The organism is Sulfurivirga sp. (assembly GCF_015490265.1).
GTDB lineage: Bacteria > Pseudomonadota > Gammaproteobacteria > Thiomicrospirales > Thiomicrospiraceae > Sulfurivirga.
Window position 1 is genome coordinate 1 of record NZ_WFYD01000082.1, and the last position, 11,851, is coordinate 11,851.

8 protein-coding genes and 1 pseudogene are annotated in these 11,851 nt (G+C 63.9%); all 9 read left to right on the plus strand.

Annotated features, from left to right (window positions below; translation table 11 throughout):
- Positions 1–2,358, plus strand: a pseudogene (locus F8K16_RS05655) (hypothetical protein); the annotation flags it as partial.
- Positions 2,355–3,164, plus strand: a complete 810-nt coding sequence (locus tag F8K16_RS05660; protein WP_294948105.1) for a cell division protein ZipA C-terminal FtsZ-binding domain-containing protein — start codon at positions 2,355–2,357, stop codon at positions 3,162–3,164. The pseudogene F8K16_RS05655 and the gene F8K16_RS05660, both read left to right, overlap by 4 nt.
- Before the next feature lie 13 nt (positions 3,165–3,177).
- Positions 3,178–5,208, plus strand: coding sequence for an NAD-dependent DNA ligase LigA (gene ligA, locus F8K16_RS05665; RefSeq protein ID WP_294948107.1), 2,031 nt, complete (start codon positions 3,178–3,180; stop codon positions 5,206–5,208).
- Entirely contained in the window at positions 5,192–5,749 is a 558-nt protein-coding gene (gene yjgA / locus F8K16_RS05670; protein ID WP_294948109.1) for a ribosome biogenesis factor YjgA, read from the plus strand. The genes ligA and yjgA overlap by 17 nt, the downstream gene beginning before the upstream one ends.
- 86 nt (positions 5,750–5,835) lie before the next feature.
- Positions 5,836–6,102, plus strand: a complete 267-nt coding sequence (rpsO, locus tag F8K16_RS05675; RefSeq protein ID WP_294948112.1) for a 30S ribosomal protein S15 — start codon at positions 5,836–5,838, stop codon at positions 6,100–6,102.
- Between the two features lie 144 nt (positions 6,103–6,246).
- Positions 6,247–6,657 (plus strand): rhodanese-like domain-containing protein, encoded by a 411-nt coding sequence (locus F8K16_RS05680; RefSeq protein WP_294948114.1) that lies wholly within the window; start codon positions 6,247–6,249, stop codon positions 6,655–6,657.
- 10 nt (positions 6,658–6,667) lie between these two features.
- On the plus strand, positions 6,668–8,542 hold the full coding sequence (locus F8K16_RS05685) for a methyl-accepting chemotaxis protein (RefSeq protein WP_294948116.1): 1,875 nt from the start codon (positions 6,668–6,670) through the stop codon (positions 8,540–8,542).
- Between the two features lie 205 nt (positions 8,543–8,747).
- Positions 8,748–10,856 carry a polyribonucleotide nucleotidyltransferase gene (pnp, locus tag F8K16_RS05690; RefSeq protein WP_294948118.1) on the plus strand — a complete coding sequence of 703 codons (2,109 nt, stop codon included), beginning with the start codon at positions 8,748–8,750 and terminating at the stop codon, positions 10,854–10,856.
- A 262-nt stretch (positions 10,857–11,118) separates the two neighbouring features.
- A partial coding sequence (locus tag F8K16_RS05695; RefSeq protein WP_294948120.1) for an insulinase family protein occupies positions 11,119–11,851 on the plus strand: 733 nt, incomplete at its 3' end.

The window sequence follows — 11,851 nt, forward strand, 5'->3', positions numbered from 1 at the left end:
CAGTGGCAGGAGGTGGACCGTGACCTGCGTGCGCTGCAGTATCGTCGGCAGGAATGCCAGTCCATTCTCAACCGGCTCGAGCGGGAGCGTGATCAGCTTGAAGCCCGCCTTGAGGCCGAACAGGCCGCCCTTGAAGCGCAGCAGGAGGAAATGGAAGCGCTGAGCCGCCAGCAGGAGGAGGATGATCCGACCGCGCTGGAAACCGCTGCCCGAAAGGCTGAGGTGGCGCGGGACGGGATTTCTGCCACCCTGCAGCAGCGGGAAGCGGGGCTGAGCGCGGAACAGAATGCGGTGGAAACGCTCCGGCAGGATTTGACCCGGCTGGAGGCAGAAGCCGCCCGCTGCCGCGCTGAACTTGAAGGCCTTCAGGCGCTTCAGGGCGAGGCTCTGCCTGATGCCGAACCGCCCGAGGGGGCTGATGCGCTGGTCAACCGGCTGGAGGTGACGGATCCGTCATGGCTGCCGGCGGTCGAAGCGTGGCTGGACTACTGGCTGCAGGCCTGGGTGGTGTCGGCATGGCCTGACACCGTGCCGGAACGGACTTCCATGCTGGTTGACGGAGATGCTGAGACTGAGCTTGCCGAACCACCCCATGACGACTGGCAGCCTCTGACAGCCCTTCTGAGCAGGGCACCGGCTGTCATTCGGGCACAGGCGGCGCAGGTCTTCTGCGTGGAGGCGCTGCCCTCGCCAGAGCAGCTTCAGCGTCTTGATGCCGGCCAGTGCCTGCTGACTCGGGATGGACGGCTGTGGTGGCGCCATGGTGTGGAGCATCGCGCTCGTCCGAGCGGTGAAGGCGTGCTGGCCCGTCAGGCGCGCATCCGGGCGCTGGAAGCGCAGCAGGCCGAACTGGATGCCGCCATACAGGCGGTGCAGGCAAAACTCGCGTCCCGGCAGGCCGAGGTGAAGGCGCTGCGTCAGCGTGTGGCCGACCTGCGTCAGGCCCGTCATGAGGCGGAGGAACGTGCGCGGCAGGCCCGCCGCAAAGCTCAGCTGGCGGAAGACCGCCACCGCCTGCTGCAGTCCCAGTGGCAGCGCGCTCAGAGACGTGCCGAACAATTGCGACAGCAGCTGGAAAAATACCGCAACAGCCTGAAAACCCTGCAAAAACAGGTGGATGAACAGCGAGCGCAGAGGGATGACCTTGCAAAATCGGGGGAGGCCCTTGAAAAAGCGCATGTCGAGCTGCAGCAGCAGCGACAGAAGCTGCAACAGGCGCTGCAGACGCTGACACAGCGGCAGACCCCCCTGACACAGATGCTGTCGCAACAGCGGCGGGAGCGGGAAAGGATCACGGCGCAGATTGACCGTCAGCGGGCTCTGCTTGAGCAGCTGAGCGGGCAGCTGGCACAGCTGAGACAGGAGCTGCAAACCCTGCCCGACGAGGGTGAATCATCTTTGAAAATCAATGAACTGAAAAAGGAGCTTGAACAGGCGCGTGAGGCCTTTTCCGCTGCGGAGGCGGCATGGCAGGCGCGGCAGGCGGAGCTGGAGCGTCACCGCGCTGCTGTGGCAGAGCTGGAAAAACAGCAGCTGCAGGCTGAGCAGAAGCTGGAGCGTCTGGGCGGTCAGCTGGAGCAGACTCAGGCGGCCCTGCAGCGCTGCTGTGAAGAGGCGCTCGCCGCCGGGCTCAGCGATGTTCAGTTGCGTCAGGCGTCGCTGGACGATGAAGGCTCGCCTGATGAGGTTACCCGGGCGCTCAAGCGGGCGGAACAGGCGCTGGAGGCGCTCGGTCCGGTCAACATGACCGCCATCGAACAGCTGGCGGAACTGGAAGAGAAGATGACCGAGCTGGACGGACAGATGCGCGATCTGCAGGAAGCCGTGGACACACTCCGTCAGAGCATTTCCAAACTGGACCGTGACAGCCGCAGACGTCTGCGCGAGGTGTTCGAGGCGGTCAACGCCGGCTTTCAGCGCATGTTCCCCACCGTGTTCCGCGGCGGACGGGCGGCACTGGCCTGGCTGGACGAACAGGCGGACCCGCTGGAAAATGGCGTCCTGGTCATGGCCCAGCCGCCCGGCAAGCGCAACAGCCGCATCCAGATGCTCTCCGGTGGTGAGAAGACGCTGACGGCACTGGCGCTGCTGTTCGCCATCTTCGAGCTCAACCCGGCGCCCTTCTGCGTGCTGGACGAGGTGGACGCGCCTCTTGATGACGCCAATGTGGTGCGCTTTGGCGAGCTGGTCAAGTCAATGGCGGAGCGGGTACAATTCATTCTGATCACCCATAACAAAACGACCATGACCATGGCCTCCGAGCTGCTGGGCGTCACCATGCAGGAACCGGGCGTCTCCCGAGTCGTGGCGGTGGATCTCGAGGCGGCGGTGAAAATGAGCGAGGATACGTCAGCATGACCGAACTGCAGATCACACTGGCCGTTCTGGCCCTACTTTTCGTAGCACTGCTCTACTGGCTGGGCCAGCGGCGCAAACGTCAGCATCAGCAGGTGGAAACGGCGCAGACCGCACCGGTCGAGGCCCCTGCGGAAAGCCCCGCACCCACACCGCCCGTGGATGACCGCCAGCCTGACCTGTTTGCCGAGACGACCGATCCCCTCAGGGAGGAAAACGGTCGTCTGGTGCTGGAGCTGGACGCCGACGAGATCCGACCCGCGGGCGGCCAGCCGGTGGATGTTTCCCGCACCAACTTCGGTCGGACTGAAACGGGTTCAGAGCCAAAGGCCGCCGCCCAGCCCGACCAGAAGGGCGAGGAAGTGGTGCTGCCGGACAGCGCCGCCAAGGCGGAACCGCGCATTTTCGCCATCATGGTGCTGGGTACCAAGCCCTATCCCTGGAAGGAGCTGCAGACGGCTCTGGTAGGCATCGGTCTGGAGCAGGACCCGGCCGAGCGCATCTTCGTGCGCCGCAACGAGCATGGCAAGATCTACCTGCGGGTGGCCAATGCGCTGGAGCCGGGCTTCTTCCCCATGACCGAGGAAGAAGGCGCGGAGTTCGAATCGCCGGGCGTGGCCATGATCCTGCAGCTCCCCACCTGCGTGCACGCGCCCTTTGCCATGAACCAGATGATCAAGGACGCTCGCAAGCTGTCCCAGCGGCTGGGCGCCCATCTCTACAACGAAAAGCGTCAGCGTCTCAACGAATCCCAGCTCAAGGCCATGCGTGACGCCTCGCTGGACTATGTCTCCGAACCCCTGACCTGACGGGAAGCCACCCATGACTCGAGAAGAGGCCCGGCGCCGTATCGATGAGCTGCGCGCGCTCATTCGTCGCTACGACTACGCCTACTACGTGCTCGACGAACCGGAGGTCTCCGACGCCGAATATGACGCGCTGTTCAATGAGCTCAAGGCGCTGGAAGCGCAGTTTCCCGACCTGATCACCCCGGACTCTCCTACTCAGCGGGTAGGCGGCGTGCCGGCGGAAGGGTTCCGCAAGGTGCGCCACCGCGTCCCCATGCTGTCGCTGGACAACGCCTTCAGCGACGAGGAGCTGGCCGATTTCGAACGGCGCATCATTGAGCTGGCACCGGACATTCCCCGTCCGGTGGAATACAGCGCCGAGCCCAAGATGGACGGTCTGGCCATCAGCCTGCGCTACGAGGCGGGCAGGCTGGTGGAGGCGTCCACCCGTGGGGATGGTGAGGTGGGGGAGGACGTCACCCGTAACGCCATGACCGTGCGGGCCATACCTCTGCGTCTGATGACCGACACGCCACCGACTGTGCTGGAAGTTCGGGGTGAGGTGTTCATGACCCATGCCGCCTTCGAAGCCCTCAACCGCCAGCAGCTGGAGCGGGGCGAAAAGCCCTTTGCCAATCCGCGCAATGCCGCCGCCGGCAGTCTGCGTCAGCTGGATCCCAAGGTGACCGCCGAGCGGCAGCTGAGCTTCTACGCCTACGGCTGGGGTGAGGCTGATGAACAGGTGCTGGCCGACACCTACACCGACACCATGTCCCGGCTGCGCCAGTGGGGCGTGCCGGTGAATCCCTTGCTGGAAGTGGTCCACGGCGTTGAGGGCATGCGCGACTATTTCGAGCGGATGAGCGCGCGCCGGCCCAGGCTCGCCTACGATATTGACGGTGTGGTGTTCAAGGTCAACAGCCTTGAGTGGCAGGACAGGCTGGGGTACACCAGTCGTGCGCCCCGCTGGGCCATCGCGCGCAAGTTCCCGGCGCAGGAGGCCTGGACACTGCTGGAAGATGTCATCGTGCAGGTGGGCCGCACCGGTGCACTCACCCCGGTGGCGAAGCTGAAGCCGGTGCGTGTGGGCGGGGTGACCGTCTCAAGCGCCACCCTGCACAATTTTGAAGAGGTGGCGCGCAAGGACATCCGCATTGGCGACACCGTCATCGTGCGCCGTGCGGGGGATGTGATTCCGGAGGTGGTCGGTCCCGTGCTGTCCAAGCGGCCGCCGGACGCCCGACCGGTGGTGCCGCCGGAAAAATGCCCGGTGTGCGGTTCCGATGTGATCCGGGAGCCGGGCAAGGCAGTGCTGCGCTGTTCCGGCGGGCTGTTCTGTCCGGCACAGCGTCAGCGGGCGCTGGAACACTTCGTCTCCCGCAAGGCCATGGACATCCGCGGACTGGGGCCGAAACTGATCGCCCGCCTGCTGGAAAAGGGGTGGGTCGAGCATCCCGACGACCTCTATCACCTGAGCTGCGACCAGCTGGCCAGCCTGGAAGGCATGGGCGAGAAATCCGCCCGGAATCTGATTGACGCCATTGAAGCCTCGAAGAACACGACCCTGCCCCGCTTCCTGTTCGCTCTGGGCATTCCGGAAGTGGGCGAGGTCACGGCGGAAAATCTGGCGACCCACTTCGGCTCGCTGGAGGCGATCATGCGGGCAGACACTGCCACGCTGGAAGCGGTGCAGGACATCGGTGAGGTGGTGGCGGACAATATCGTCACCTTCTTCCGCCAGCCGCTCAACCGGAAGGTCATCCGAGGTCTGCTTGAGGCCGGCGTGCACTGGCCGGAGCCGGTGCGGGCCGAGGCGGTGGCCGACTCGCCCTTTGCCGGCAAGACGGTGGTGCTGACCGGCACCCTGCACGGCATGACCCGTGACGAGGCCAAAGCGCGCCTGAGCGCACTGGGGGCGCACGTCACCAACAGCGTCTCGCGCAGGACGGACTTCGTGATCGTGGGCGAGAATCCCGGCTCCAAGGCGCGCAAGGCCGAGCAGCTGGGTGTCACCATGCTGGACGAGCAGCAGTTTATGGAGATGCTCAATGGTTCGACCCCGTAATGTCAACAAGAAGAAGGCCCGGCGGGACGCGCCCAACTGGGAAGAAGAGGAAGTCTTCGCCAGCCGCACTCAGATCAAGCTGGCCGCCGAGGCCGTCAATGAACTGGGTGAACAGCTGGCCGGAATGAGCGAGGCCACACTGGCCCGCTTTCAGCTCAGCGATGAGGTGGCCGAGGCGGTGGCGCTGCTGCGTCGTCTCGGCAAGGGGCCGGCCTACAAGCGTCAGCGCAGCTATGTGGGCAAACTGCTGCGTCAGGACGAAGACCAGCTGGCCCGCATCCGCGCCATGCTGGCGCAGCTTGAGCAGGAGGCCCGTGAGGAGAAGCGCCAGACCCGCCGTTGGGAACGCTGGCGTGACCGGCTCATTGAGGAAGGGGATGCGGCGCTCGCCGAGCTGCTGGCCGAATTTCCCCGTGCGGACCGCAATCAGCTGCGTCAGCTCATTCGTCAGGCGCAGCCGTCACAGCCGGAGCAGAAGCGCCGACAGGCAGCCCGCAGACTGTTTCAGGCGATTCGAGATTTGCATCACCCGACCGAATAGGGGATAATTCCCGTTTCGTTTTCACCCTGTCTGCTATCGGTTGGCGGACAGGGCGTGTCGATTCACAACCGATAGGAGAGAGCAACATGCTGAGCACTGAAGACAAGGCCAAGATCGTCGCCGAGTTCGCCACCCATGAGGGGGACACCGGCTCCCCGGAAGTGCAGGTTGCGCTGCTGACCGCGCGCATCAACTACCTGACCGAGCACTTCAAGACCCACAAGAAGGACAACCATTCCCGCACCGGTCTGCTGAAGCTGGTAGCGCGTCGCCGCAAGCTGCTGGACTACCTGCACCGTAAGGATGCCGACCGCTACTTCAACCTGATTCAGCGTCTCGGCCTGCGCAAGTAAGCGCTTTTGCCGTTTCAGGTGACGATGAGAAGCCCCGCCTCCGAGCGGGGCTTCTTGCGTCTGGGCCGTTTGGCACGATTCCTGTTAGTACAGGAGGCATCAGTCCCTCGGGACGGCTTCATCGGAAACAGAGGAGAGAACGACATGCAACGAGCCCGCTGGCTGATTTTTCTGCTGAGCCTGCTGGGTGCCCAGACGGTCTGGGCCAAGGCGGATTCTCCGGTGCAGGTTCCGGGCGCAACGACAGTGGATGTGGCCCAGGCCAAGCAACTGTTCATGCAGGGGGTCAAGTTCATCGATGTGCGCAGTTATTCCGACTGGAATGCAGGGCGCATTCCGCTGGCCTACCATATCGAGCTCAAGAAGGAATTTACCCGCGAGGCGCTGGCCAACGTGGCAGCGCAGGATGAGCCGGTGGTGTTCTACTGCAACAGCCTCAAGTGCCATCGCAGCGCCAAGGCCAGCAAAAAGGCGGTGGAATGGGGCTATACGCGGGTCTACTATTTCCGGCTGGGGTTCCCCAACTGGAAGAAAGCCATGAATCCGATCGAGTGAGGGGGTGGCCATGAACAGTCTGAAAGCACGCATTCTGCTGCTGGCCATCGTTCCGGTGATCATTGTTGCCGTTCTGAGCGTCTGGCATTCGGAAAGCCTGCGGCAAACTCTTGCCGCCCAGAACCAGGCGGGGCTGGACATCAAGGTGGAGAACCTGTTCAAGCTGAGCGAGCAGGCTACGCTCAGCAGCCTCTACAACCAGCAGTTCGCCTTCACCCGTGATGAGCGTGGTCTCAAGCCTGCGTTGATCAGCGGCGATGCAAAAAAGGTCAGCAAAGCGGTAGGCCATACCTTCAAGCGTCTCAAGGCGTCTGAACTCGTTGCCGACCTGCAGGTATTTGACCGCGCGGGCCAGCCGCTGGTGGAAAAAGGCCCCGAGGGCGCCCATGTGTCCGTGTCCGCCGTGGCGCGCAAGGTGCTGACTGAGCAGAAGATCGTCACGGACCTGACCCGGGATGACCGGGGCATGGTCTATTACGCGTTGGCCTTTCCCGTCTATGTGCGACAGATGCCGGGCAAGCCGGCCGGTGTGATCGTGCTCAGCCAGTCTCTGGCCTACATGATCAACAAGCTGGCCCATTCCGAGCGCAATGGCTACCTGCTGCGTGACGCCACAGGACGCATCGTGTTCGCCACAGGCAAGGATTTCGATCCGCAGGCGCTCGCCGGTATCGACCTGAAGCAGCCGCAGCAGGTCAGCCTGAACGGGCGCACCTTCCAGCTGACACCCGTGCTGCTGCGCAACAGCGCCGGCAAGGTGCTGGGCAGTTTCGTGGCGGTGGATGATGTCAGCGACAATGTACGTGCCATTCAGCAGAGCTGGCTGTGGAGCGTGATCGAACTGCTGGTGCTGATCGGCCTGATCGTGCTGGTGACGGTGGTGTCCGTCAATGTGATCGTGCGGCCGATCCACGCGGCGGAAGGCGCGCTGCGCCGTATCGCCGAGGGGGATCTCAGCCAGCCGTTCCGTGTGGGCCGCACGGTCTCCGAAGTGGCCGTGCTCATGGAGCTGATCGAGCAGTTGCGCCGCAAGGTGCATGACAGCATGGTGGCGGTCATCGAAACCAGCGACCGGGTCTCGGAGGCGTCCCGCACCAGTCTGGAAGCCTCCCACCGCATCAACGAGGAGCTGTCGCAGGAGAACGAGCTGGTGGCGCAGCTGGACGAGATGGCCAAGAACATGGCCCAGTTTGCCGACAATGTGGCGCGGCAGGTCCAGGATGCCGTGGAGGCGGCCAACAACGCCAATGCCAAAGGGTTGGAAGGCGCCGAAGTGCTCAAGGGCGCCGTGCGTTCCATCGACGCCCTGGCCGAGGAGGTGGGCCATGCCGCCGAGGTCATCAGCAAGCTGCAGGAGGAAAGCGAGGCGATCACCAATATCCTGAGCGTGATTCAGGACATTGCCGAGCAGACCAACCTGCTGGCGCTCAACGCCGCCATCGAAGCGGCCAGGGCTGGCGAGTACGGGCGAGGCTTCGCCGTGGTGGCCGATGAGGTGCGTTCGCTGGCCAGTCGCACGCAGAACTCGGTGCAGGATATCGAGACCATCATTCAGCGTCTGCAGGCGGGCACCGACCGGGCCGTCGAGGTGATGGAAAGGGCGCGGGAGCGGGCCGCCGAGGGCGTGCAGCGCTCCGATGAGGTCAACCGGCGCCTGGGCGAGATCGTGGAGCTGATCAGCGTCATCGTGAAGGAGAACGACGAGGTGGCACGCAGCGCCGGACAGCAGACCGAGGAGGTCAAGCGGGTCAAGGCGCAGGCGCAGAAGCTCTACGACATCGCCCAGCAGGCCATGAAGCTGTCCGACAGCAGCGCCGAGAAGGCGGCGCTGGTGGAGCAGCTGGCCGACGAGATGCGCAAGCTGGTGCATCAGTTCAAGATCTGAGGAAGATCTCTTCCCATGCGGAGGCCGCCTTGGGCGGCCTTTTTCGTATGGGCGTCCGCCGGGGTGCGGCCGGCGGTATAATTGTCGCCATCCTCGCGAGGCTGGAACCGGCCTGAATCCCGCAGTGCGGCGCGCCGTGCTGCGGGATTCAGGTTTTCGCCTCGCGGTCTGTCAATCCCAGTCACAAGCAGAACAGGAAGCATCCATGGACAACTACGCAAGACCTGAAGCGAAAACCCTCACTTTTCAATACGGCGATTTGCCCGTCACGCTGGAAACCGGCCGTCTGGCCCGTCAGGCCGACGGCGCCGTGCTGGTGAAGATGGGCGACACCACCGTGCTGGCCACCGTGGTGGCGGCCAAGGAGGTCAAGGAGGGGCAGGACTTCTTCCCCCTGACCGTCAACTATCAGGAGAAAGCCTATGCCGCCGGCAAGATTCCGGGCGGCTTTCTCAAGCGGGAAGGGCGTCCGTCCGAATTCGAGACGCTGACCTCCCGACTGATCGACCGTCCCATCCGCCCGCTGTTCCCGGAAGGGTTCATGAACGAGGTGCAGATCATCGTCACCGTGCTGGCGCTGGATCCGGAAGTGGGCACGGAGGTGCCTTCCATGCTGGCCGCCTCCGCGGCGCTGGCGGTCTCCGGTATTCCCTTCGAGGGCCCCATCGGTGCGGCCATCGTGGGCTACCGGGATGGCAGGTATCTGCTCAACCCCAGCCCGTTCGATCTTGAGGAGAGCGAGCTGGAGCTGGCGGTGGCCGGCACGAAGGATGCGGTGCTGATGGTGGAGTCCGAGGCCGCCGAGCTGCCGGAAGAGGTCATGCTGGGCGCGGTGGTCTTCGGTCATCAGCAGATGCAGGTGGCCATCGAGGCCATCGAGAAGTTCGCCGAGCAGTACGGCAAGCCCGCCTGGGACTGGACACCACCGCCTGTGAACGAAACTCTGAAGACGGAGATCCGCGCACTGGTGTGGGAAGAGCTGGAAGCCGCCTACAGCATCGTGGACAAGATGGCGCGACGGGACGCCATCGCCGCCGTGCGCGCCAAGGCGGTGGAGGCCTTCGCCACCAGCGATGACAATCCGGATGGCGCCGATGCCAGGGAAGTGGAAAAGCTGTTCCATGATCTGGAAAAGGAGCTGGTGCGTGGCCGTATTCTGGCTGGCAAGCCGCGCATCGACGGACGGGACACGAAGACCATCCGTCCCATCACCACCGAGGTTGGGCTGCTACCGCAGGTGCATGGTTCGGCGCTGTTCACCCGCGGTGAGACGCAGGCGCTGGTGATCACCACGCTGGGCACCGAGCAGGACGCCAAGGTGGTGGACGAGCTGGGCGGGGTCTACAAGGACCGCTTCATGCTGCACTACAACTTCCCGCCGTTCTCCGTGGGCGAGACCGGTCGCGTGGGCGCGCCGGGCCGCCGGGAGATCGGCCACGGCATGCTGGCCCGCCGGGGCGTGACCGCCGTGCTGCCGAGCGAGGAGGAATTCCCCTACACCATCCGGGTGGTCTCAGAGATCACAGAATCCAATGGTTCCAGCTCCATGGCCACCGTGTGCGGCACCAGCATGTCGCTGATGGATGCGGGCGTGCCGGTCAAGGCGCCGGTGGCGGGGATCGCCATGGGCCTGATCAAGGAGGGCGACCAGTTCGCCGTGCTCTCCGACATTCTGGGTGATGAGGACCATCTGGGCGACATGGACTTCAAGGTGGCTGGCACCGAGCGGGGCGTGACCGCGCTGCAGATGGACATCAAGATCAACGGCATCACCGAGGAGATCATGAAGATCGCCCTGGAGCAGGCACGGGAAGGGCGCATGCACATCTTGGGCGAGATGGCGAAGGCCATCTCCAAGCCGCGTCCTGAGGTGGCGCCCACGGCTCCGCGGTTCACCACCATCAAGATCAATCCGGACAAGGTGCGCGAGGTGATCGGCAAGGGTGGGTCCGTCATCAAGGCACTGACCGAGGAAACCGGCACCAGCATCGACATCGAGGACAACGGCGTGCTGCGCATCGCCGCCTTTGACGAGGCATCCGCGCAGGAGGCCATCCGCCGCATTCAGGAGATCGTGGCCGAGCCGGAGATCGGCGTGACCTATGACGGCACGGTCAAGAAGATCGTAGACTTCGGCGCCTTCGTGGAATACATGCCCGGCAAGGAAGGCCTGGTGCACATTTCCCAGATCGCCGATGAGCGGGTGGAAAATGTGAGCGACTACCTGCAGGAAGGGCAGAAGGTGCGCGTCAAGCTGATCGACATCGACCGTCAGGGGCGCGTCAAGCTGTCCACCAAGGAGGCGGACAAGTAAGCCCAAGGGACTGGACTGGCGGGGTGGCTGCTGGACAGACCCTGCTCGCTCATGGTTCCGCCATCAGGTGGCTGTAAGGCTTGGGCCGGGCGTGGCGCGAACTCCCTTCGGTCAGACATGCGCCACGTTGATCCGGCCCTGACGCCAACAGCGCACCAAGATGGCTCCAAAATCGCTGCGCGGGCCTGTCCAGCCAGCTGGCGGCCCCGCCAGTGGTCAACATGTCTTTCCAGATCAAACAGCAATCAAACACAGGATACCCATGACAACCCATCCAGCCTTTGAAAAACTGCGTGAACAGACCATCGACAGCCTCAACCTGACCGTTGAGGAATACCGTCACAAGGTAACCGGCGCGCTGCATTTCCATCTGCGCAACGATGATCCGCAGAATGTGTTCATGGTGGCGTTCCGCACCGTGCCGATGGACAGCACGGGGGTGGCGCACATTCTGGAGCACACGGTGCTGTGCGGATCGGAGAAGTTCCCGGTGCGGGACCCCTTCTTCATGATGATCCGCCGCTCGCTCAACTCCTTCATGAACGCCTTCACCTCCAGCGACTGGACGGCCTATCCCTTCGCCACGGAGAACAGAAAGGACTTTGACAACCTGCTGCAAGTGTATCTGGATGCGGCGTTTTTCCCCAATCTGCATCCGCTGGATTTCGCGCAGGAAGGTCACCGGCTGGAGTTCGAGCCGTGGGATGATCCCGATGGCGAACTGGTGCGCAAGGGGGTGGTCTACAACGAGATGAAGGGTGCCATGAGCGCACCCACCGCGGCACTGTGGCAGGCGTTTTCCGCCGAAATCTTTCCCACCACCACCTACCACTGGAACAGCGGCGGTGACCCGCGGGAGATTCCGAAGCTGACCCATCGCCAGCTGGTGGATTTCCACCGGGCGCACTACCACCCCAGCAACGCCATCTTCTTCACCTATGGCGACATTCCCGCTGCGGAGCACCACGCCCGTTTCGAAGAGCTGGCGCTGGGGC

What these genes read in the sequence shown, in the direction of transcription:
- yjgA (WP_294948109.1), top strand. Translation starts at nt 5,192, where the DNA reads ATGGTTCGACCCCGTAATGTCAACAAGAAGAAGGCCCGGCGGGACGCG.
- F8K16_RS05685 (WP_294948116.1), top strand. Translation starts at nt 6,668, where the DNA reads ATGAACAGTCTGAAAGCACGCATTCTGCTGCTGGCCATCGTTCCGGTG.
- pnp (WP_294948118.1), top strand. Translation starts at nt 8,748, where the DNA reads ATGGACAACTACGCAAGACCTGAAGCGAAAACCCTCACTTTTCAATAC.
- rpsO (WP_294948112.1), top strand. Translation starts at nt 5,836, where the DNA reads ATGCTGAGCACTGAAGACAAGGCCAAGATCGTCGCCGAGTTCGCCACC.
- F8K16_RS05660 (WP_294948105.1), top strand. Translation starts at nt 2,355, where the DNA reads ATGACCGAACTGCAGATCACACTGGCCGTTCTGGCCCTACTTTTCGTA.
- F8K16_RS05680 (WP_294948114.1), top strand. Translation starts at nt 6,247, where the DNA reads ATGCAACGAGCCCGCTGGCTGATTTTTCTGCTGAGCCTGCTGGGTGCC.
- ligA (WP_294948107.1), top strand. Translation starts at nt 3,178, where the DNA reads ATGACTCGAGAAGAGGCCCGGCGCCGTATCGATGAGCTGCGCGCGCTC.